Source organism: Microbulbifer magnicolonia, from assembly GCF_035117725.1.
Lineage (GTDB): Bacteria > Pseudomonadota > Gammaproteobacteria > Pseudomonadales > Cellvibrionaceae > Microbulbifer > Microbulbifer magnicolonia.
Genome location: NZ_JAYEFD010000002.1, coordinates 307,095 through 330,086 on the forward strand (window position 1 = coordinate 307,095; position 22,992 = coordinate 330,086).

Consider the following 22,992-nt stretch of genomic DNA (forward strand, 5'->3'; position numbering starts at 1 on the left):
CCGGCGCGAGTCGGCGAAATATCCGCAGATTCACATATCTGCGCCAGTATTTCGCGGGCGACAATGAAATAGATGGGGATTCATCTATTTCATTGTCAGGTTAATAGGGTTCGTACCGCGCTCAACACGGCGTCGCCCGCCGGTGAGTGCGCCACCGCGTGTAGCTGCCGGCCGCTATCGAGCACCGCCAGCTCGAATTCGAGATCCGGCTCCGGCAGGACACCCGCGCCGCGCTCCGGCCACTCCACCAGGCTCAGGCTCTGCAGGGCGAAATAATCCCGCACCCCCATAAACTCCAGCTCTTCGGCATCCCCCAACCGATAGAGGTCGAAATGGAAGACGCGCTGCGGGCCCCCATCGGCGCGGGGAAAGTCGTAGGGCTCCACCAGCGTATAAGTGGGGCTCTTCACCGCACCCCGATGGCCAAACGCGCGCAGCACGCCTCTGCAGAAGGTGGTCTTGCCGGCGCCCAGCTGGCCGTGCAGGAACAGCGTCAAACCGCCCTGCAGGCCGGTTGCCAGGCAGGCGCGGCCCAGTGTCTCACCGGCGGCGACGGTGGCGCCCTCGTCGGCCAGGGTTAACGTCAATTCACTTTCCATCAGTCCACCAGCCGGCGAATCCAGGGCAGCAGATCCGTGGCCAGCAGCCCCCGCTGACCGTCCGCCGCGGCGCGGTTGCCGGCCTCACCGTGCAACCAGACTGCCAGACGCCCCGCCTCCAGCGGCGACATATGCTGCCCGAGCAGCGCGGCAATCAAGCCAGTGAGCAGGTCGCCCATGCCGCCGGAGGCCATGCCCGGGTTGCCGCTGTTGATCAGGTCCACGCCGCGATCGTGCGCAATCAGGGTACCGGCCCCCTTTAATACCACCACGCCACTGAATTGTTGCTGAATCGCGACGGCCGCCGCGCGCGGATCGGCGAGCACCTCGGCGCTATCGCAGCCCAGCAGCCGCGCAGCCTCGCCGACATGGGGCGTCAGCACCCAGTCGTCGCGCCTGAGACCGGCGAGCACGCGGCCGCCGGCGAGAATATTCAGCGCGTCCGCGTCCAGCACCAGCGGCACCTCGGCGCGACCGGCGCGGGCGAGCAGCTGCTCGCCCCAGGGCGCGCGCCCGAGCCCCGGCCCCACCGCGATCACATCGGGCCCCTCCAGCAGCGGTTCCAGTTCCTGCCCCGAGATCACCGGATGCGCCATGACCTCCGGGCAGCGGGTCAGCGCCGCCACCAGATGTTGCGGGCGCGTCGCCAGGGAGATCAGCCCGGCACCGGCGCGCGCCGCGGATTGCGCGGCCATCAGCGCGGCGCCACCGTAGCCGCTGTCGCCACCGACGATCAGCACGTGCCCGAACTGGTTCTTGAAGCTATCCGCCGCGCGCGGGGCCAGGCGCTTCACACTGGCGCCGTCGTAGCGCTGCGCCAGCGGTTCGACCTCCGAGAAAACCTGCTCCGGGGCGCCGAGGCTTTCGTACACCACCTCGCCGCAGAGTGCCGCGCCGCGCCCGCAGTAGAGCCCCAGCTTGCGGCCGATAAAGGTCACGGTGACATCGGCGCGCACCGCCCCCGCCATCGAAACCGGGGCACTGCCGGTATCGGCGTCCAGTCCGGACGGCACATCCACCGCCAGCACAGCGCCCATGCTCTTGTTGATACGCTCGACCGCGTGGGCGACCGGCTCGCGCAGCTCACCGGCAAAGCCGGTGCCGAGCAGCGCGTCGACGACCACGGTGTGGCCGTCAGCGCTGTCCAGCTCCGTCAGCGACGTGACGATATGCACGCCCTCGCGACGCGCATAGTCGCAGGCCTCCAGCGCATCGCCCCTGAGCTGGGCGGGATCGACGCAGGCGTAGACAGTCACCGGAATCTGTTTCTGCGCCGCCAGCGCCGCGATCACATAGCCGTCGCCGCCGTTGTTGCCGCCGCCGCAGAACACCTGGATGCGCCGGGCCTCGGGCCAGCGCTGCTGCAACCGGGTGAATGCGGCGCGTCCGGCGCGCTTCATCAGCGTGATGGATGGGATCTCCAGCGCGGCGATGGTGCGGCGGTCGAGTTCACGCACCGACTCGGCACTGTACAGGGGTTGAGGCGTATCCATTCGGCTCCCGCGATGAGGTCAAGGATTAGTGGTCAAAAATTAATCTGTGGCAGAATAGGCGGCTGAACCGCTGTCGCCTACGAGCATGTGACAGCAAAGTATACCGCCCCGGACGCGCATTTTGCTTGCACCGGGCAAAGAGCCATCGCCTTCCATGACCGAAATCCTGCTCGCCGAGCTGGCGGACCAGATCAAGATCTGGGGCCGCGAGCTGGGCTTCCAACAGATTGGTATCGCCGACTGCCAGCTGCAGGAGCACGGCGAGCGCCTGCGCGCCTGGCTGGACGCCGGCTACCACGGTGACATGGAGTGGATGGGGGCCCACGGCGAGAAGCGCTGGCGCCCCGAACTGCTGCAGCCGGGCACGCTGCGCGTGATCAGCGCGCGCCTCGACTACCTGCCGCCCGACACCCAGCCGGTGCGGGTACTGAAGGATTCGGGCAAGGCCTATGTGTCCCGCTACGCCAACGGCCGCGATTACCACAAGCTGATCCGCAAGCGCCTGGCGCAACTGGCGCAGAAAATCGACGACTTCTGCGCTGAGCGGGGCCTCGACTCCTCTGTGCCGGGTTCGAGGGGCCGCGCCTTCACCGACAGCGCACCGGTCATGGAGCGGGCGCTGGCGGAGAAGGCCGGTCTCGGCTGGATCGGCAAGAACTGCATGGTGATCAACGCCAGCGCCGGCTCCTGGTTCTTCCTCGGCGAGATCTACACCAACCTGGCCCTGCCGGTGGATGTCAGCGAAGAGACAAACCGCTGCGGCGACTGCAACGCCTGCCTGAAGGTCTGCCCGACCGACGCCTTTGTCGGCCCCTACCAGCTGGATGCGCGCCGCTGCATCTCTTACCTGACCATCGAAAACCAGGGACCTATTCCGGAGGAATTCCGCGAGCCGACGGGCAATCGCGTGTTCGGCTGCGACGACTGCCAGATCATCTGCCCGTGGAACAAGTTCGCCAAGCCCACGGCGGAACCGGATTTCCACCCGCGCCACGGCCTCGACGACGGCGATCTGCTGGCGCTGTTCGGCTGGAGCGAAGCGGAGTTTCTGCGCAAGACGGAGGGCTCGGCGATTCGGCGTATCGGCTATGAGCGCTGGCAGCGCAACCTGGCGGTGGCGCTGGGGAATGCAGAGCCGGACGAGGCGATCGTCGCCGCCCTGGAACAGGCTTTGAGCGGCGCGACGCCGCTGGTGGCCGAGCATATCGACTGGGCGCTGGCGCGCCTGCGCAGTAGGCGGCGGAGAAAACGCAAGATCAAAAAGGGCGCCTAGGGCCAGACCCGCCTGGCAGCATTATGTGGCTAAACTGGCCTATAAGAATCGCGGCTTTCAACGGTCTGCTGCAAGGCGCAGCGGCGGCCGTCCGGCAAATATTTACCGATCAGGTTTTTTGCCGGGCGGCCGCCGCTGCGCCTTCCATCTTACGAAGCCCCAATTTATGGCGGGCAGGGCAAGCGCTCAGGCTACATATCATCAAAGCCGGAAGAAATGTTCCCGGTAGTGCTTCAGCTCCTCGATGGAATCGCGGATATCGTCCAGCGCCAGATGACTGCTCTGCTTCTTCACCCCCTCGAGAATGTCGGGGCGCCAGCGCCGCGCCAGCTCCTTCACCGAACTGACATCCAGATTGCGGTAGTGGAAGTAGGCCTCAAGCGCCGGCATGTATTTGACCAGGAAGCGGCGGTCCTGACCGATGGAATTGCCGCACATCGGCGAGGCCCCCTCGGGCACCCAGTGGCGCAGGAACTCGATCGTTTCCCACTCTGCCTGCCGCTCGGAAATCGCCGACGCCTTTACCCGCGCCACCAGTCCCGAGCCGCCGTGCTGTTCGGTGTTCCAGTCATCCATCGCGTCCAGCAGCGCATCGCTCTGGTGCACCGCCATCGCCGGACCCTCGGCGAGGATATTGAGTTTCGAATCGGTCACGATGGTGGCGATTTCGATGATGCGCTCTTTTTCCGGATCGAGACCGGTCATTTCCAGGTCGATCCAGATCAAATTATTCTGATCCACAGGGCCTCCTTAGTCGGTTCGAGCAAGTTACCGCATTGAACCGGCGTTGCAAGCTGCTATTTGCCCGCTCGCTCCAGCTTTTTGGCCAATGACAGCACATCCCTGTGCCGCAATCTGCGGCTACCATCAACAAAAGCTCTATAATCCCGCCCCATGAGCAAACGCAAACTGAACCGGCGCCAGCAGTGGCGGATCGCCAAGATCCAGAAGGAGCGCGAAGAGCGCGCACAGAAGCGCGCACAAAATGCGGAAGAGAGCGCCGAGCAGGCGCTGGATGAAGGCCATCACGGGCCGGAACAGACCGGCCTGGTGATCGCCAACTACGGGACCCAGGTGCTGGTCGAGAGCGAAAGCGATCCGGAACTGCGCCAGCGCTGCCATCTGCGCGCCAATATCAACACCCTGGTGACCGGTGACCGCGTCGCCTGGCGCCCCGCCACCGGCGAGAGCAGTGGCGGCTATGGCGTCGTCGGCGCGCGCCTGGAGCGGCACTCGGAGCTGCAGCGCCCGGACCGCTATGGCGACCTGAAGACGGTGGCGGCAAATATCGACCGCATCCTGGTCGTGATCGCGCCCTATCCCGAGCCCTTCGCCAACGCGATCGATCGCTATCTGGTGGCCGCGGAGACCGTGGGTATAGCCCCGCTGCTGCTGCTGAACAAGATAGACCTGATCGACGACAGCAACCGCGCTGCACTGGCGGACCTGCTGGCCCCCTACCCCGAGCTCGGTTACCCGGTACTGCGGCTCTCCACCAAGACCGGTGAGGGATTGCCGGAACTGCTCGACACCCTGGCCCAGGGTACCAGCGTATTCGTCGGCCAGTCCGGTGTCGGCAAGTCGTCGCTGATCAACGCGCTGCTGCCCGGCGCCGGCGCGCGCACCGGCGCCCTGTCGGCGGCGACCCAGAAAGGCACCCACACCACCACCGCGGCGGAACTATTCCACCTGCCCAGCGGCGGCGATCTGATAGACTCCCCCGGCATTCGCGAGTTCGGCCTCTGGCATATGGACGAACAATCGCTGCTGGAGGGCTTCGTCGAGTTCCGCCCGTTTATCGGCCACTGCCGCTTCCGCGACTGCCGCCACCAGGGCGAGCCCGGCTGCGCCATCAACGCTGCGCTGGCGCGCGGCGATATCAGCGAGCGGCGCATGAGCAGTTTCCTGCACCTGCGCAACAGCCTCGAATCGGAGAATTGATTGTGGATTTGATTATCGAACCGGAAGCGCTGGCCGCGCGGCTGGAGCGCGAGGATTTACTGATCGTCGACCTGAGCGCGCCGCAGAACTACCTCGATGGGCATATCCCCGGGGCAGTACACCTGCCGTTTCAGGCTCTGATGGCCGGCACGCCGCCGGCGCCGGGCAAGCTGCCCAGTGCCGAACGGCTGACGGAGGTGTTCCGCCACATCGGGCTGCGCCCCGAGCACCACGTAGTCGCCTGCGACGACGAGGGCGGCGGCTGGGCCGGGCGCTTCCTGTGGACACTGGAAGTCATCGGCCACAAGAATTACAGCTACCTGAATGGCGGCATGCACGCCTGGCGCGGCGCCGGCCTGCCACTCTCCACCGAGCCGGCCGAGCCAACGCCCAGTGCCATCGAGGTTGCCATCGACCCGGCACCGCTGATGGACGCGGAACAGATTCAGCAGCACCTGAAAGATCCTGATTTCCGCGTCTGGGATGCCCGCTCGCCGCAGGAATACCGCGGCGAGCGCGTGCTGGCGATGAAGGCCGGACATATCCCCGGCGCCATCAATTGCGAGTGGACCCAGCTGATGGACCCGCAGCGCGACCTGCGCATCCGCGCCGACGCGCGCGAGTTTCTCGCCCGACTCGGCATCGACGACAGCCAGAAGATAGTCACCCACTGCCAGAGCCATCACCGCTCCGGCTTCACCTGGCTGGTGGGCAAGTCCCTCGGCTTCGATATCCGCGCCTACCCCGGCTCCTGGAGCGAGTGGGGCAACCTGCCCGACACGCCGGTGGAACAATAAATAGAAACCTCAATGGAACAGATGTAACCCTATGCAAATGCACCCGAAATTGTTTGCTGCACTGCAGTATGTGACTCCACAGCGGGCGCTGTCCCGCGCCGCCGGCTGGCTGGCAGACACGCAGATAAAATCGATCAAGGACCCCTTCACCCGTTGGTTCGTGGACAAATACGATGTGGACATGAGCGAAGCGGAGCAGACCGACTGCACCGCCTTCGCCAGCTTCAACGACTTCTTCACCCGCGCCCTGAAGGAGGGCGCACGCCCGATTGCACCGGATGAGGACGCCCTCGCCTGCCCGGCGGATGGCGCTGTGAGCCAGCTCGGCGAGATCCACAACGGGCGGATTTTCCAGGCCAAGGGCCACGACTTCAGCCTGCTGGAGCTGGTCGGCGGCGACCCGCAGGTCGCGGCGCAGTTTACCGGCGGCAAATTCGCCACCGTGTATCTGTCGCCGAAGGACTACCACCGCGTGCACATGCCGATCGCCGGCACCCTGAAGAGCATGACCTATGTGCCGGGACAGCTGTTCTCGGTCAATACCGTCACCGCCGAGAAAGTGCCGCGGCTGTTTTCCCGCAATGAACGCGTGGTGTGCATCTTCGATACCACCGCCGGCCCCATGGCCATGATCCTGGTGGGCGCGATGATCGTCGCCAGTATCGAGACGGTCTGGGCCGGCCTCGTGACGCCGCACAAACGCCGCGTACGTACGACCAGTTACGGTGAGACCGCGCCGATCCACCTGGAAAAAGGCGCGGAGATGGGCCGCTTCAAGCTCGGCTCGACGGTGATCATGCTGTTCGGCGCGGACAAGGTGCGCTGGCTGGAGTCGCTGAGCGCGGAATCACCAGTGAAGATGGGGACGCATTTCGGCGACATTCTGCCGGCTGCAAAGTAGCGGCCGCCCTGCCGGGCGATGGAACACGGCAATGGAACAGGGCGATCGAACAGATCGCCCGGCTGGGCAGTTCGGTGGGGAATTATCGTTTCAGCAGCCGGGCGATCAGACCCGGCGTGCGCTGCTGGCTGAACAGGTAGCTGTCGCGCACCGCGGCCACATCCACCTGCGGATACTCACCGGGCTGCACGTCTTTCAGGATGCTGACCTTGGCCTCCGGCCCCAGCTTGCCGCAGTCGATCAACTTCCGCTTGCGATCTTCGTCCGCGGCCATATCGAACAGGCGCGCCTCCGGCAACGGCCGCTTGCTGGCGTCCAGCACGACCATCACCTTCGGCCTGAGGCGGCGCTCATAGGTCTGCTCAACCACCACCGCGATCTCGCCGCTGGACAGTTCGACCTGGGTGCCAGTGGGATAGAGCCCGATGGCCTGGATAAACTCCACCACCAGCTGCTCCTGAAAGGCGGCGCCGCGCAGCTCGTAGAGTTGTGCCACCGCCCGCGACGGCGCGACCGGCTGGCTGGCACCGCGGGGATTGGTCGCCTCATCGTAAAAGGTCACTATGCCGCAAATACGCGCCAACACCGGGATCTTGTCGCCGCGCAGGCCCTCCGGATAGCCACTGCCGTCGTGCCGCTCGCAGTGACCGCGGACGATATTGACCACCTGCGGATCTGTCTGCGGATCCGCCGACAGCAGACGCACACTGTGATCGACAAACTTGCGGTACTCGAGTTCTCTGCGCGGATCTCGCCTGGCCATCTGCAGCACCTCGTCGGCAATCTTCAGCTTGCCGACGTCCTTGAGCAGGGTCGCCAGCCCCAGCTGCACCAGATCGTGCCGGCGCAGGCCGATATGGCGGCCGAACACCACCGCCCAGATACTGGCGCGAATGGCGTGGCTGTAGGTGTGCTCGTCCTTGTCCCGCACGCGCGCCAGCCAGGCACCGGCGTCGGGGCTGCGCAGCACGCTCTCGACCAACTCCTCCACCATGCGATTAACCTGCTGCACCGGCAGCGGGTGATCGCTCTGGATCTGCACCATCACTTCGCGCATGCCCTGCTGTAATCGCCGGTGCAGTTTGCGCGCCTTATCCGCTTCGCGGCGCGCCGGGATCGGCTGAGGATAGGTATCGCGGGAAACCTGCACCGGGCGGCAGGGGATAGGCGCCGGCGCACGCCCGGCACGGGCACTGGTGGAGGACAGGGACGGATTGTTCGGCGACGTAGCCCGGGTCAGGCGGCGCAGCTTGACGCCGGCATCACCGACAGTCTTGACGATATCGACGTAGACATAGCGGCAGTATTTCTGCAGCTGGCGGATTTCTTCCAGATCGCGAATATAGAAGCCCTGCAGCGCAAAGGGCGTGCGTGTCCACGGCCGGTCGAGCCTGGACACAAACATGCCGCGCTGGAGATCCTCTACAAAGACTTTTGCCTGTTCGATCGCCACAGATGAAAGTTGCCGTCGATGATATTGTTGTATTTTGTGTTAGCGGTACCGCTCGCGAGCGCCGCCCCGACATCGAGGCCGCACAGACAAGCGCCCATTTATACCACGGCCGCCTGGTGATTGGCACCCAGTCAAATCGTGATGCACATCACAACAACGCCCTACAATTAGCACAATCGCGCAAAATGGCAATGCTCAAAGGTGATATTTGGGCGACAGCTCTTGCACTGCCTCGATCATCGCGCGCGCGTGTTCCGGGTCTACCTTGGGCGTGATGCCGTGGCCGAGGTTGAATACATGCCCGGAGCCCGGGCCGAAAGACTCCAGTATCGCCGCCACTTCGGCGCGAATTCGCCCGGGACTGGCGTAAAGTACCGCTGGATCCAGGTTGCCCTGCAGCGCGACTCTGTCGCCCACGCGGGCGCGGGCCTGGCCAATATCCGTCGTCCAGTCGAGCCCCAGTGCACTGGCACCGCTGTCCGCCATCGCCTCCAGCCACTGACCGCCCCCCTTGGTGAACAGGATGGCCGGCACCGGGCGCCCATCAGCCTCTTTAATCAGTCCCTGCAGGATACGCGCCATATACTGCAGTGAGAATTCGCGATAGGCGTCGTGACTGAGTGCCCCGCCCCAGGTGTCGAAAATCTGCACTGCCTGGGCCCCGGCGCGGATCTGCGCATTCAGGTAGTCGGTCACCGAGTCCGCCAGCACCGTCAGCAGCTGGTGCATCAACGCCGGCTGGCGGTAGAGCATTTCCTTGCAGCGGGCGAAGTCGCGGCTGGAACCGCCCTCCACCATATAGGTGGCAAGGGTCCAGGGACTGCCGGAAAAACCGATCAGCGGCACACGGCCGTTCAGTTCGCGACGGATGGTGGCTACCGCGTTCATCACGTAGTCGAGATCCCGCTCGCTGTCGACCACCTCGAGGGCCTCGATATCCGCGACACTGCGCAGCGGCTTGCGGAACTTGGGCCCCTCGCCCTCTTCAAAATAGAGCCCCAGCCCCATGGCATCGGGAATCGTGAGAATGTCCGAGAACAGGATGGCCGCATCCAGCGGATAGCGCTCCAGTGGCTGCAGTGTCACTTCGCAGGCCAGCTCGGTATTGCGGCACAGATCCATAAAGCTGCCCGCCTGCGCGCGGCTGGCGCGATATTCGGGCAGGTAACGCCCCGCCTGGCGCATCATCCACACCGGCGTGCGGTCCACTGGCTGGCGCAGCAGGGCGCGCAGAAAGCGGTCGTTTTTCAGTTCGGAGGGCTTGGCTTCGGGCATGTTCTGTACAACTGGCTGGCTAAAAAGGCGGCTATTGTACAGGCGGGCGGGGCTGGAAGACAGGTTCGCGGCCACCGCAAGCCACAGCGGAAAGACAGTGGGATCAATCAGCAGAGCGGGGATGCCGGGAACGATCAGCGACAGGAGTAAAGAGCCCCGGTGTTTGCCGCATCTTCGAAAGGCGCAGCGGTGGCCGTCTGGCAAATATTTACCGATCAGGTTTTTTGCCGGGCGGCCACCGCTGCGCCTGCCTGCTTACAAAGTGCAGTTGGGGGCGGGCCTGCGGCCCGCGAGCCGAGCTGGGGCTCGGCGCTCCCGGCCTATACGTCCAGGTAGTCGAGGATACCCTCGGCGGCCTGGCGGCCTTCCCAGATGGCGGTGACCACCAGATCTGAGCCGCGCACCATGTCGCCGCCGGCGAAGATCTTCTCGTTGCTGGTCTGGAACTTGAACTGCTGCCGCTCCGGCGCCACCACACCGCCCCAGTCGGCGATCTCGACATCGTGATCGGCCAGCCACTCCGGCGGGCTGGGGCGGAAACCGAAGGCCACCAGTACGAGATCCGCGGGAATGATCTCCTCGGAGCCGGCCACCACCTGCGGGCGGCGGCGACCGTTCTCGTCCGGCTCGCCCAGCTGGGTAGTGACCACTTTCACGCCGGTCACCTTGGCGTCGCCGACGATCTCCACCGGTTGGCGGTTGAACAGGAACCTGACGCCCTCCTCCTTGGCATTGGCCACCTCGCGGCGGGAGCCAGGCATATTCTCCTCATCGCGGCGGTAGGCGCAGGTCACGCTTTTCGCGCCGAGGCGGATGGAACTGCGGTTGCAGTCCATGGCCGTATCGCCGCCGCCGAGCACCACCACGCGTTTGCCCTCGACGGAGATATATTCACCCGGGCTCTTCTCCCAGCCCATATTGCGGTTCACGTTCGCCACCAGGAATGGCAGCGCGTCGTGCACGCCGGGCAGGTCCTCGCCGGGGAAACCGCCCCGCATGTAGTTGTAGGTGCCCATGCCCATGAACACCGCGTCGTAGTCGCTCAGCAGCTGCTCGAAGCTGATGTCCACGCCCACCTCGGTGTTGAGGCAGAACTCGATGCCCATCTCGGTGAAGACCTGGCGGCGCCGCTGCATCACCGACTTCTCCAGCTTGAACTCGGGGATACCGAAGGTGATCAGGCCGCCGATCTCCGGATACTTGTCGAACACCACCGGCTGCACGCCGTTGCGCACCAGCACGTCGGCACAGCCGAGACCGGCCGGACCGGCGCCGATCACCGCCACCCGCTTGTCGGTCTTCTGGACATGGCTCAGGTCCGGACGCCAGCCCAGCGCAAAGGCGGTATCGGTGATGTATTTCTCCGCACTGCCGATGGTCACGGCGCCGAAGCCATCGTTCAGCGTACAGGCGCCCTCGCACAGGCGGTCCTGCGGGCACACGCGGCCGCACACCTCGGGCAGGGTGTTGGTCTGGTGACAGAGCTCCGCCGCCTCCATGATGTTGCCGTCGGTCACCAGCTTCAGCCAGTTGGGAATATAGTTGTGCACCGGACAGCCGGTCTCGCAGTAAGGGTTGCCGCAGTCCAGGCAGCGATGTGCCTGGCTGGCCACCTGGCGCTCGCTGAACGGATGGTAAATTTCCACGAACTCGTTGGTGCGGGTGATGATGTCCTTCTTTGGCGGATCGCTGCGGTCCACGTCGACAAACTGGAAATCGTTGCTCAGTCTCTCTTTCATAGTCGTCACCCCTTCTTATTCGCCGCGCTTGCGCACATCGGACAGCAGGCCCGCGAGGCTCGCCGCCTTGGGTTTCACCAGCCAGAATTTGCTCAGGTAGTCGTCGAAGCCGTCCAGCAGCTCGGCGCCCCATTCGCTGCCGGTCTCGGCGGCATACTCCTCGATCACCTCGCGCAGATGGCTCTGGTAGGCTTCCAGGGTTTCGCTGCTGATGCGGCGCAGCTCGATCAGCTCGTGGTTGCACTTGTCGAAGAAGGTGCGCTCCAGGTCCAGCACATAGGCGAAGCCGCCGGTCATGCCGGCGCCGAAGTTGACGCCGGTATTGCCGAGTACCGCGATCATGCCGCCGGTCATATATTCGCAGCAGTGATCGCCGGCGCCCTCCACGACCGCGAAGGCGCCGGAGTTGCGCACGCCGAAACGCTCACCGGCGCGGCCGGCTGCAAACAGCTTGCCGCCGGTGGCACCGTAGAGGCAGGTATTGCCGATGATGCTGGTGTCCTGGGACGCGAAAGCGCTGTTCTGCGGCGGGCGTATCACCAGCTTGCCGCCGGCCATACCCTTGCCCACATAGTCGTTGGCATCGCCCTCGAGATACATTTCCAGGCCGCCGGCGTTCCAGACACCGAACGACTGGCCCGCGACCCCTTTCAGGTGCAGTGTCACCGGCGCCTCGACCATGCCCTGGTTGCCGTGGCGCCGGGCGATCTCGCCTGACAGGCGCGCGCCGATGGATCTGTCGCAGTTGGTGACCCGGTAGCTGAACTCGCCGCCGGACAGGCTTTCGATTGCCGGCAGTATTTCCGCCACCATGCGCTCCGCCAGCTCGCCCCTGTCCCAGGGCTGGTTCTTCGGCTGCCGGCAGGTCTGCGGCTTGCTGTCCAGCAGTGCATCGGTGTGCAGCAGCGGCGACAGATCCAGCTTTCTGTGCTTGTCGGTTTCACCCTCGAGTGCGCGCAGCAGGTCGACGCGACCCACCAGCTCCTCGATGGTACGCACGCCCAGGCGCGCCATCCATTCGCGCGTCTCCTCGGCAACGAAGCGGAAGAAGTTCATCGCCATCTCGGCGGTGCCGATATAGTGCTCGTCGCGCAGGTCCTTGTTCTGGGTGGCGACGCCGGTGGCGCAGTTGTTCAGGTGACAGATTCGCAGGTATTTGCAGCCCAGCGCCACCATCGGCGCGGTGCCAAAGCCGAAACTCTCGGCGCCGAGGATCGCCGCCTTGACCACGTCCAGGCCGGTCTTGAGACCGCCATCTGTCTGCACCCGCACCTTGTCGCGCAGGTCGTTGGCGCGCAGCGTCTGGTGGGTTTCCGCCAGGCCCAGCTCCCAGGGGGAGCCGGCGTAGCGGATCGATGTGATCGGGCTGGCCGCGGTGCCGCCGTCGTAGCCGGAAATGGTGATCAGGTCCGCATAGGCCTTCGCCACGCCCGCGGCAATGGTGCCGACGCCGGGGCGCGACACCAGTTTCACCGACACCAGCGCATCCGGGTTGACCTGTTTCAGGTCGAAGATCAGCTGCGCCAGGTCCTCGATCGAGTAGATATCGTGGTGCGGTGGCGGCGAGATCAGGGTCACACCGGGCACCGAGTAGCGCAGGCGCGCGATCAGGTCGTTGACCTTGCCGCCGGGCAGCTGGCCGCCCTCGCCGGGCTTGGCGCCCTGGGCGATCTTGATCTGCAGCACCTCGGCGTTGACCAGGTAGTGCGGAGTGACGCCGAAGCGGCCCGAGGCCACCTGCTTGATCTTGGACACCTTGTCGGTGCCGAAGCGCGCCGGGTCCTCGCCGCCCTCGCCGCTGTTGGAGCGGCCGCCGAGGCGGTTCATCGCCTGTGCCAGGGACTCGTGGGCCTCCGGCGACAGCGCGCCCAGCGACATGCCGGCAGAGTCGAAGCGCAGCAGTATGTTTGCCGCCGGCTCCACTTCATTCAGCGCAACCGACTCGATACCCTCCCTGAAACCCAGCAGGTCGCGCAGCGTCGCCACCGGGCGCCGATTCACCAGCTCGGCGTAATCGCGGTAGGCGGCGTAGTCGCCAGTGCGCGCGGCGCGGCGCAGGGTATTCACCACGTCCGGGTTGAAGGTGTGGTACTCCTGGCCCCAGACGAATTTGTGCAGGCCGCCCGGCGACACCGGCTTGCGCGGCTTCCAGGCGCTCTTCGCACGGGCGGCCGTATCGCTCTGCAGCTCGGCAAAGCCGGCGCCCCGAATGCGGCTGGGCGCACCCGGGAAACACAGATCGACGATCTCGCGGTCCAGGCCAACCAGCTCGAACAGCAGTGCGCCTCTGTAGGAGGCCACGGTGGAGATACCCATCTTCGACAGTATCTTCAGCAGCCCCTTGATGATGCCCTTGCGGTAGTTTTTCTGCGCCTCGGCCGCGTCCAGCAGCAGCTCGCCGGTGTCGATCAGGTGGTTGATGATGCTGTAGGAGAAATAGGGGTGCACGGCGGTGGCGCCGACGCCGATCAGGCAGGCGAGCTGGTGGGCGTCGCGGGCGCTGGCCGTATCCACCACCACGTTGGAGTCGCAGCGCAGGCCGGCGTGCACCAGGTGGTGATGCACGGCGCCGGTGGCGAGCAGCGCGTCGATCGGCAGCCGGTCCTCGCGGATATTGCGGTCCGACAGCACGACGATCACGGTGCCGGCGCGCACGGACGCCTCGACATCGGCGCAGAGCTTCTCGATCGCGCTCTTCAAGTCCAGCTGTGCCGCGTCGAAGTTGAGGTCGAAGATCTTGGCCTCGAAACCGGGCCGGTCCAGCTCCAGCAGTGCCGTGTACTTCATGTGCGACAGCACCGGCGAGGCCAGGATGACCCGGTCCGCGTGCTCGGGCGTCTCCTCGAATACCGACTTCTCGCGCCCCAGGCAGGTCTCCAGAGACATCACGATGGTCTCCCGCAGCGGGTCGATCGGCGGGTTGGTGACCTGGGCAAACTGCTGGCGGAAGTAGTCGTACAGCGAGCGGTTGTGGTGTGACAGCACGGCCATCGGCGTGTCGTCGCCCATGGAACCCACCGCCTCCTGGGCGGACTCCGCCATGGGGAGCACCACATTGTTGCGCTCTTCCAGGGAGGAGCTGAACAGCTTCTGGTAGACCTTGAACTGCTCGTAGGAGAAGTTGTTGTCCACCGGCGCGGTCACCAGGGTCGAGCGGATGCGGCGCGCCTTGTCCTTCAGCCAGCGCTTATAGGGCTGGGCGCGCTTCAGCATGTTGTCGATATCCGCCGTGTGCAGCAGCTTGCCGTCGCGGGTATCCACCGACAGCATCTGTCCCGGGCCGAGGCGGCCCTTGGCGACCACGTCTTCCGGCGCATAGTCGTAGACGCCGATCTCCGAGGCTACCGTGATCACGTCGTCCCTGGTAATCACCCAGCGCGAGGGGCGCAGGCCGTTGCGGTCGAGGGTGCACACCGCGTAGCGGCCGTCGGTCATCACCAGGCCGGCGGGACCGTCCCAGGGCTCCATATGCATGGAGATGTACTCGTAGAAGGCGCGCAGGTCCGAGTCCATGCCCTCGACGTTCTGCCAGGCCGGCGGCACCAGCATGCGCACCGCGCGGTGCAGCTCCATGCCGCCGGCGAGCAGCATCTCCAGCATATTGTCGAGGCTGGAGGAATCGGAGCCTTCGCGGTTCACCAGCGGCGCCAGTTCGGCCAGTTCCGGAATCAGTTTTGTCGCGAACTTGCTCGTGCGCGCGACCGACCAGTTGCGGTTGCCGGTGATGGTGTTGATCTCGCCGTTGTGGGCCAGCAGGCGGAAAGGCTGCGCCAGTGGCCAGCGCGGCATGGTGTTGGTGGAGAAGCGCTGGTGGAACACGCAGATGGCGCTCTCCAGCCGCGGGTCGGCCAGTTCCGGGAAAAATTTCGGCAGATCCGCCGGCATCATCAGGCCCTTGTACGAGAGCACACCGGTGGACAGACTGGCGATATAAACGTCGCCACTGAGCCGCTGCTCCGCCCTGCGCCGGGCGACAAACAGGCGAGCGTTGAACCCGGCCTCTCCCAGCGCTTGCTCCGCATCGTTGATCAGCAGGTGTTCGAAACGCGGCAGCGACTCACGGGCGATGGGGCCGAGACACTCCGGGTTGGTGGGTACCGGGCGCCAGCCGGCTATGCGCAGACCCTGCGCCTGCAGTTCGCGTTCGAGAATATCGCGGCCCGCTTGCGCGGCCGCGTCGTCCAGCGGCAGCATGACGGCGCCGACGGCGTAGGTATCGGTCAGTTCGGCGCCCAGCAGATTGCGCGCTTCGGCGCGCAGGAATGCATCGGGTTTCTGCAACAACAGGCCGCAGCCATCACCGGTCTTGCCGTCGGCAGCGATGCCGCCGCGGTGGGTCATACAGGTCAGGGACTCGATGGCTGTCTGCACCAGTTTGTGACTGGTCTCGCCTTTCAAGTGCGCAATCAGACCGAAACCACAGTTGTCCTTGAACTCATCCAACCGATACAGACCGCTACCCATAGAATTCCTCATCGTTATCGTTCGGGGACCCGGCACTAATGTCCTGAGTGAGAAATCGCCGCAGACCGCGCGCGCTTTCCTGTTACCCCAGACAAAAAAAGCCCGCTTGCGGGGCTTTTTTGTTCTTGTTGGCTTTGTCCTTCCCGTCGGTTTTTCCGCGGGGGCGCGCAATATTACTTGCGTACATCTGCAATTGCAAGATTTGACAGACTTATCGTCTGCCAACGGGCAGCAAAACCGACTTATCTTCTTTTGACGACCGGCAATGGTAATCAGTCCTCACACAGAGCCGGATGGCGTGCGGCATATCACACGGCGCCGCAGTTGCGCAGTGCCCGCGCAATCAGCTCCTTCGGCGTATCTTCAACGATCTGCGCGTCGCCCAGTGCGCGCAGCAGGATCAGGCGCAGCCGGCCGTCCAGTACTTTCTTGTCTACCGCCATGGCGTCGAGGAACTGCTGCACTGACATGCCGCGCGGTGCCGCCTGCGGCAGCTTTGCCGCGGCCAGCAGGGCGCGCAGGCGGTCTACCAGCTCAGCCTCGATAGTGCCGCGCAGCCGTGACAGCTCCGCGGCCATGACCATGCCCGCGGCCACCGCTTCGCCGTGCAGCCACTGGCCGTAGCCCTGCACCGTTTCTATGGCGTGGCCGAAGGTATGGCCGAAGTTGAGCATCGCCCGGCGACCGGACTCGCGCTCGTCTTCCGTCACCACCGCGGCCTTGTCGCGACAGCTGCGGTCCACCGCGTAGGCCAGCGCCTGCGGCTCCCGCGCCATCAGCCGCGCGACGTTGTCCTCCAGCCAGTGGAAAAAGGGTTCGTCGCAGATAAGGCCGTATTTGATCACCTCGGCGATGCCGGCAGAGAGCTCCCGTTCCGGCAGCGTCGCCAGAGTATCCATGTCCGCCAGTACCACCCGCGGCTGGTAGAAAGCGCCGATCATGTTCTTGCCGAGCGGGTGATTGACGCCGGTCTTGCCGCCGACAGAGGAATCCACCTGCGCCAGCAGCGTCGTCGGCACCTGGACGAAGTCGACGCCGCGCTGGTAGCAGGCGGCCGCAAAGCCGGTCATATCGCCGATGACTCCACCACCGAGCGCGATCAGCGTGGTGCTGCGGTTGTGCCGGCGTTCGAGCAGCAGGTCGAAAATGCGGTTGACGGTGTCGAGGGTTTTGAAGGCTTCACCGTCGGGCAGCTCGATAGTATCGACCCGATCGAATTCAGACAGCCCGGCCAGCAGGCGGGACAGATACAGCGGGGCGACAGTTTCGTTGGTCACCACACAAACCTGCTTGCCGCGGATATAGGGCAGCAGATACTGCGGGTTCCCCAACAGTTGCGATCCGATAACGATGGGATAGCTGCGCTCTCCCAGTTCCACATTCAGGCAGTGCACGGCGCCCTCCTAATTGGCCAGAGTTGAACTTCGCACGCGCGCAGCGGCGCCGCCGGTGCGAAACCGGAAGGCACTTTAGCACAGGGTCGCGGATGACTATTGGGAGGTCTCGTCCTGCGCTAAGCGCTCGGCGACCATCAGGGCAGCCTGCTTGGGGGTACAGTGGTCGGTATCGCAGATAATATCCGCCACTTCGCGGTACAGCGGATCGCGCTGCTGCAGCAGCTCGATGATACGTGCGCGCGGATCCTCGACCTGCAGCAGCGGACGGTTGCCGCTCTTCGACGTGCGCTCCAACAACTGTTCCACACTCGCCTGCAGGTAGACCACCAAGCCGTACTTCTGCAGGCGTCGCCGGTTCTCTTCCATCAGCACTATGCCACCGCCGGTGGCCACCACCTGGGTAGGGCCGCGGCAGAGCTCCCGCAGCACTTCGCTCTCGCGTCGGCGAAAGCCCGCCTCGCCCTCGACATCAAAGATCCAGGGAATATCGGCGCCGGTACGTTCCTCCAGCACCTTGTCGGAGTCGGCAAATGGCAGTTGCAACTGAGCCGCCAGCAGTTTGCCGATGGTGGACTTGCCGGCCCCCATGGGACCGACAAGAAAGATGGCGCGGTTGATCACTTAGCGTCGTAGAAAATGTCGTCTTCCATGATGCGCGGCGTGATGAACATCAGCAGCTCGCGCTTGTCATCCTGGCGTGAGGTGGTCTTGAACAGGTGGCCGATAAAGGGCATATCGCCGAGCAGCGGGATCTTGGTCTCGCCCTCCACGACGCTGCTCTCGAAGATGCCGCCCAGCACAATGGTCTCGCCGTTGCGCACGAGCACTTTGGTTTGTAGCGAATTGACGTTGATCAGTGGGACCTGAACATTTTCACCCAATGAAAAAATCTCACCGACGCTATTCTGATTAACTTGTAGCTCCATAATGATGTTGTTGTCCGGCGTAATCTGGGGCGTCACGTCCAGTCCCAGCACCGCCTCGCGGAAGGTGACCGAAGCGGCACCGGAAGAGGTCGCCTCCAGGTAGGGGATCTCGGTGCCGGACTCGATAGTGGCCCGCTGCTTGTCGCCGGTGACCACCTTGGGCTGAGACACAACTTCAGCTTTGCCCACATCTTCCAGAGCTTGCAGCTCCAGGCCGATATACAAGTTGTCCTTCAGGATTGCATAGGCAACGCTGCCGGCCGGGTTGGCGATCCCCAGATCCACCAGCGGCGAATCGTGGATACTGATCGGGGAGGAAACGCTGGGCACGGAACCGTTGCCGATAACGCTGGAGCTGTCCTGCGCACCGGAGCCGATACCGATCTTGTCGTCATCGATATTGTGGCTCTCGGTGTAGTTCCAGCGCACCCCAAACTCGCGCAGGAAATCGGAGTTGGCATTGACGATGCGCGCCTCGATCATCACCTGCCGGATCGGGATGTCGATCGCCTCGATCAGCTGGCGGAACTGGGCAATCCTCTCCTCGGTGTCCGTCAGGATGATGGTATTGGTGCGCTCGTCGACGATGGCGCTGCCGCGGGTTGAAAGGATACTGCGCTGATCGGCATCCTGGCGGCCGCCGGCAAAATTGCCCTGGTTAAAACCGCCACCGCCCCCACCCTGGCGGTCACCCTGGAAAAGAGTAAACAACTCGCGCGCATCCGCATAGCGCACGTGAATATATTCGGTGCGCAGCGGCGCCAATTCTTCCAGTTGCTTGCGGGTTTCCAGTTCCTGGCGCTCGCGCTCGGCGATTTCCGCCGCCGGCGCCACCATAATCACGTTGCCTTCCTGACGCTTGTCCAGCCCCTTAGCCTTCAGGATCAGTTCGAGCGCCTGATCCCAGGGCACGCCGTCGAGGCGCAGGGTGATGCGACCCTGTACCGTGTCGCTGGCAACCAGATTGAGGTCGGTGAAGTCCGCAATCAACTGCAGGACCGAGCGCACCTCGATGTCCTGGAAGTTCAGCGACAGCTTCTCACCGCTGAACTGGAACTCCTTCTGTTTCTCACGTACCGCCACCGCGGACAGCGGTTTGACGCTCAACACATATTCATTGTCTGCCTGGTAAGCCAGGTAGTCGTAATCCGTTCCGGCGGGATCGACCGCGATCACGGTGTTGCGACCATCGAAGTCCACGGTGATGGAGTTGACCGGGGTGGCGAAGTCAGTGACGTCCAGGCGCTGGCGCAGGGATTCGGGCAGCTCGGCGCCGAGGAAGGTCAGGTAGATCTTGCCCTTGGTCCGCTCTACATCGATATTCACCGCCGGATCGGTAAGACTGACGATCACCTTGCCTTCACCGCCTTCGCCGCGGCGGAAATCCACATTGCTGATGGAGACCTTGCCTGCGGCACGGAACTGCTTCTGTCCGCCGAGGCTCATTCCCTCCTCGTGAGCCTGTCGCACGGGTGCTGCGGCAACGGTAGCAGCCGCCGTCGCAGAGTCAGCACCGATTTCCAGCACGACTTGATTGCCCTTGCGCTCGCTGGTGTACACCGGCAGCTCATCCAGGTTGACGATCAGTCGTGTGCGGTCCTCGCCGGAAACCACCACCGCGCTGCGCGCACTGCCGATTCCGAGAGAGTATTTTTTCTGCGGCAGAGCGCTTTCCACACCGGCGAAATCCATGACGATGCGCGCCGGCTGTTCGATGGTGTAGCCGGTCGGTTCCGGCGGAACATCACTGAAGGTCAGCCGCAGCTGGGCGCGACCGCCGGGCAGTTCGGAAAACTGGATATCGTTGAGCTGATTGACCTGTGCCTGCAATACCCCGGGCATCAATGCCATTCCCAGCAACAGAACCCGGAAGGGAGCCAATACTCTGGCGAGTTGCTTGTTGATCATTATCGGTTGTCCTTCTCTTCCAAAGTCAGCGCCCGCGGCCTTTCAATCCAGCCACCGGTGCCATCCGGTACTATTTCCAATACGTCGAGCTGTGACGCGGTGGCGTTGACCACCCGCCCGTGGTTCTTGCCCAAAAAGTTGCCGGTGGTGATGCGGTGGATACCGCCCTCGCCGTCATCGATCAGCGCCCACAGCTGACCACTTCGCGACAGCGTGCCCACCAACGACAGAGCATCAAAATTGAAGCCTTCCAGCAGTTCGCGCTGGCGGTTCTGATCCGGCGCTATATCCAGCCGGCGGCCTACCAGCCGCTGATCCGATTCCAGTACCGGTCGGGTAAACGGGCTGCGCTGCGCGGCAGCGCTATACACATAGGGGCTGTAGGGGGTGAATGTCGGTATGGGCTCTATCTGGCCTTTGGGCTTGTGCTTGACCGCGACCATCTTCTGGCGCAGATCGCTGTGATCGCCATCAATGCTGCAGCCGCCCATCGCCAGGAGGGCGGCTAACAGGGCAATGTATTTACTCATCCCTCTTCCCCCTGATCCTTATAGCGGTAGGTCTTGGCATTAATCACCATACTGAGCAGGGTACCGCTATTTTTATTTGCCTTGATCTCGAAATCGTGCAGAGTCACGATGCGCGGCATGCCGGCTATGCCACTCACGAATGCACCGAATTCGTGATAGCCGCCCTGCACTTCGATGCGGATCGGCAGCTCTACGTAGAATTCGCCGACCTGCTCATTTTCCAGCGCGACTTTCTGGATGGTGAGGCCGCTGCCGCGACCAAATTCATCGATATCCTCGAGCAATCCCGGCACTTCGGTGTCCTTCGGCAGCTGCTTCAAGAGCGCACCGAATGTCTCCTCCATCTCCGCCAGCTGCTCGCGGTAGGCATCCAGGTTGGCCGCCTCGAAAGATTTTTTCTCGAACTGCGTAAACAGCTCTCTTTCCTTATTTACAGCAAACTCCAGCTGCTGATAGCGGTCGCTGATCATGAAATAGTAACCGCCACCAACCAACAGTGCCGCGATCACAATCAACAATGCAATGCGCCCGGCGAGCGGCCAGACCCCAACCCGCGAGAAGTCGATATCGTTGATATCGAGTTCATTCAATTTCTTGAGCGAATCCTCCAGTGCCATGATCAGGGTCCTTTCTTAGCCAGGTCGTTACCGGCGTCTTCTTGCTCTTCTTTTTTGCGCCCGCTGACATTGACCGTCAACTGGAAGGCACTGGCCTGTTCACCAAACTCCGGCTTGGCGGTTACACCGGTGAGATTGGGAGACTCGTACCAGTCGGACTGATCCAGGTTGCGCATGAAGGAGGACACGCGATTATTGGATTCCGCCACGCCGGCGATTTCCATCGCGTTCCCTTTGCGTTTCAAATCGGTGAGCCACAGGCCCTCTGGTGTCGCGCGCACCATTTCGTCGAAGTAGCGTACCGCCAGCGGGCGGTTGCCCTGCAACTCCTGGATCACGCGCATGCGGTCGATGAGCTGCTGACGGCGCTTCTTCAGGTCCTTGATTTCCCGTACCTGCTTGTCGAGTGCGGCGATCTCCGTCTGCAATAGCTGATTGCGCTCGTTCTGGCTGGCCACCTGACCGTCTACGGTCTTCATCCACAAGAAGGCGAAGACACCGGCCGCCATCACCACCAGCAGGGCGACCTGCTGGAATTCCTTCTGTTTCTGTGCGCGGTACTCCTGGCGCCAGGGCAAGAGGTTAATCTTGGCCATCTCAGTACTCCTTCTCGCGCATAGCCAGGCCGGCGGCAATCATCAGCGACGGCGCCTCGCTCGCCAGCGCCTGACGGTTGACCCGGGAGGCCACCGCCATGTCCAGAAATGGATTGGCCACGACAGCGGGCTTGTTGAGCTTTTGACTGACCAGATCCGCCAGCCCGTCCATCGCCGCAACGCCGCCGCCGAGCAGGATGTAATCGACGTCGCTGTAGGAGGTGGAGGAGTAGAAGAACTGCAGGGAGCGGGTGACCTGCTGGACTACCGCGTCGCGGAAGGGTTCCAGCACCTCGGGGTAGTAATCGTCCGGCAGGCCGCTGCCGCCCTGGCGCTTGGCCAGCCCGGCCTCCTCGGCGGAGAGCCCGTAGCGGCGCTGTATCTCATCGGTCAACTGGCGCCCACCGAATAACTGCTCGCGGGTGTACACGGTCCGACCGTCCACCAGGACCGACAGGGCGCTCATGGTCGCACCGATATCGATCACCGCCACCACCAGCTGTTCCTGGGGCGGGAACTGGCGCTCCAGCAGCGTGTAGGCCCGCTCGATCGCGTAGGCTTCCACATCCACCACCCCGGCCTGGAGCTCGGCCTCACCGAGGGCGGATACCCGCTGTTCGATATTCTCGCTGCGACAGGCCGCCAGCAGTACCTCCACCTGGCCTTCGCCCTTGTCCGATGGCCCCTGGACTTCGAAATCCAGGTTCACTTCGTCGAGCGGATAGGGGATGTACTGGTCCGCTTCCAGCGCTATCTGCGCTTCCAGGGCGTCCTGGGAAAGATCGGCGGGCATTTCCAGGGTTTTGGTGATGACCGCCGAGCCGGATACGGCCACCGCGGCCTGGCGGAGGCGTGTCTTCGAGCGGCGCACCACCTTGCGGATGGCCTCGGCAGTGGCGCCTATATCGTTGATATTCTTGTCCACAACCGCGTTCGGAGGCAGGGGCTCTACGGCGTAACATTCGACCCGGTATTTGTCGCCATTGCGACTTAGCTCCAGCAACTTGACCGCGGTGGAGCTAATATCGAGTCCCAGCATGGCCTTAGGGCCTTTGTTGAGAAAAGGGAGCATCCCCATTTTTC

General features: G+C 63.8%; 18 protein-coding genes. 4 read left to right on the forward strand and 14 right to left on the reverse strand.

Annotated features, from left to right (window positions below):
- Positions 1-95: 95 nt before the first annotated feature.
- Both tsaE and RRF64_RS10630 read right to left on the reverse strand, forming a co-directional pair.
- Positions 96-599, reverse strand: a complete 504-nt coding sequence (gene tsaE / locus RRF64_RS10625; protein ID WP_323845862.1) for a tRNA (adenosine(37)-N6)-threonylcarbamoyltransferase complex ATPase subunit type 1 TsaE — start codon at positions 597-599, stop codon at positions 96-98.
- Complete coding sequence (locus RRF64_RS10630; protein WP_323845863.1) at positions 599-2,092, reverse strand: NAD(P)H-hydrate dehydratase; 1,494 nt, start codon at positions 2,090-2,092, stop codon at positions 599-601. Before RRF64_RS10630 ends, tsaE begins: the two co-directional genes overlap by 1 nt.
- Positions 2,093-2,246: 154 nt before the next feature.
- Between RRF64_RS10630 and queG the strand changes: the two genes are divergently transcribed.
- On the forward strand, positions 2,247-3,365 hold the full coding sequence (queG, locus tag RRF64_RS10635; protein WP_323845864.1) for a tRNA epoxyqueuosine(34) reductase QueG: 1,119 nt from the start codon (positions 2,247-2,249) through the stop codon (positions 3,363-3,365).
- Between the two features lie 201 nt (positions 3,366-3,566).
- On the opposite strand, the gene orn is transcribed toward queG, so the two are convergent.
- Positions 3,567-4,106 (reverse strand): oligoribonuclease, encoded by a 540-nt coding sequence (orn, locus tag RRF64_RS10640; RefSeq protein WP_323845865.1) that lies wholly within the window; start codon positions 4,104-4,106, stop codon positions 3,567-3,569.
- 153 nt (positions 4,107-4,259) lie between these two features.
- Between orn and rsgA the strand changes: the two genes are divergently transcribed.
- The 3 genes from rsgA to asd are packed head-to-tail and all read left to right on the forward strand — an operon-like array spanning position 4,260 to position 7,004.
- Positions 4,260-5,306, forward strand: a complete 1,047-nt coding sequence (rsgA, locus tag RRF64_RS10645) for a small ribosomal subunit biogenesis GTPase RsgA (protein WP_323845866.1) — start codon at positions 4,260-4,262, stop codon at positions 5,304-5,306.
- A 2-nt stretch (positions 5,307-5,308) separates the two neighbouring features.
- Positions 5,309-6,103: a sulfurtransferase gene (locus tag RRF64_RS10650; protein ID WP_323845867.1), complete on the forward strand. Its 795-nt coding sequence runs from the start codon at positions 5,309-5,311 to the stop codon at positions 6,101-6,103.
- A gap of 37 nt (positions 6,104-6,140) precedes the next feature.
- Positions 6,141-7,004 carry an archaetidylserine decarboxylase gene (gene asd / locus RRF64_RS10655; protein ID WP_323845868.1) on the forward strand — a complete coding sequence of 288 codons (864 nt, stop codon included), beginning with the start codon at positions 6,141-6,143 and terminating at the stop codon, positions 7,002-7,004.
- Between the two features lie 82 nt (positions 7,005-7,086).
- On the opposite strand, the gene RRF64_RS10660 is transcribed toward asd, so the two are convergent.
- The 11 genes from RRF64_RS10660 to RRF64_RS10710 all read right to left on the reverse strand — a co-directional run bounded on the left by RRF64_RS10660 (position 7,087) and on the right by RRF64_RS10710 (position 22,987).
- Positions 7,087-8,457, reverse strand: a complete 1,371-nt coding sequence (locus RRF64_RS10660; protein WP_323845869.1) for a cyclic di-GMP phosphodiesterase — start codon at positions 8,455-8,457, stop codon at positions 7,087-7,089.
- A gap of 195 nt (positions 8,458-8,652) precedes the next feature.
- Positions 8,653-9,732 (reverse strand): uroporphyrinogen decarboxylase, encoded by a 1,080-nt coding sequence (gene hemE, locus RRF64_RS10665; protein ID WP_323845870.1) that lies wholly within the window; start codon positions 9,730-9,732, stop codon positions 8,653-8,655.
- 320 nt (positions 9,733-10,052) lie between these two features.
- The gene (locus RRF64_RS10670; RefSeq protein ID WP_323845871.1) at positions 10,053-11,471 is read right to left on the reverse strand and encodes an FAD-dependent oxidoreductase; all 1,419 of its coding nucleotides are present in this window, start codon (positions 11,469-11,471) and stop codon (positions 10,053-10,055) included.
- Positions 11,472-11,486: 15 nt separating this feature from the next.
- A complete protein-coding gene (gene gltB, locus RRF64_RS10675) occupies positions 11,487-15,935 on the reverse strand; it encodes a glutamate synthase large subunit (RefSeq protein ID WP_323845872.1) in 4,449 nt (1,482 codons plus the stop codon).
- Between the two features lie 308 nt (positions 15,936-16,243).
- Positions 16,244-17,329, reverse strand: coding sequence for a 3-dehydroquinate synthase (aroB, locus tag RRF64_RS10680; RefSeq protein WP_323845873.1), 1,086 nt, complete (start codon positions 17,327-17,329; stop codon positions 16,244-16,246).
- 96 nt (positions 17,330-17,425) lie between these two features.
- Positions 17,426-17,950 carry a shikimate kinase AroK gene (gene aroK / locus RRF64_RS10685; RefSeq protein ID WP_323846690.1) on the reverse strand — a complete coding sequence of 175 codons (525 nt, stop codon included), beginning with the start codon at positions 17,948-17,950 and terminating at the stop codon, positions 17,426-17,428.
- Positions 17,950-20,166, reverse strand: a complete 2,217-nt coding sequence (locus RRF64_RS10690) for a type IV pilus secretin PilQ (RefSeq protein WP_323845874.1) — start codon at positions 20,164-20,166, stop codon at positions 17,950-17,952. The genes aroK and RRF64_RS10690 overlap by 1 nt, the downstream gene beginning before the upstream one ends.
- Positions 20,166-20,696: a pilus assembly protein PilP gene (locus tag RRF64_RS10695; RefSeq protein WP_323845875.1), complete on the reverse strand. Its 531-nt coding sequence runs from the start codon at positions 20,694-20,696 to the stop codon at positions 20,166-20,168. Before RRF64_RS10695 ends, RRF64_RS10690 begins: the two co-directional genes overlap by 1 nt.
- Positions 20,693-21,313 carry a type IV pilus inner membrane component PilO gene (locus RRF64_RS10700; RefSeq protein WP_323845876.1) on the reverse strand — a complete coding sequence of 207 codons (621 nt, stop codon included), beginning with the start codon at positions 21,311-21,313 and terminating at the stop codon, positions 20,693-20,695. Before RRF64_RS10700 ends, RRF64_RS10695 begins: the two co-directional genes overlap by 4 nt.
- Positions 21,314-21,315: 2 nt before the next feature.
- Positions 21,316-21,909, reverse strand: a complete 594-nt coding sequence (locus RRF64_RS10705) for a PilN domain-containing protein (RefSeq protein WP_323845877.1) — start codon at positions 21,907-21,909, stop codon at positions 21,316-21,318.
- Position 21,910: 1 nt separating this feature from the next.
- Entirely contained in the window at positions 21,911-22,987 is a 1,077-nt protein-coding gene (locus RRF64_RS10710) for a pilus assembly protein PilM (RefSeq protein ID WP_323845878.1), read from the reverse strand.
- Positions 22,988-22,992: the final 5 nt, after the last annotated feature.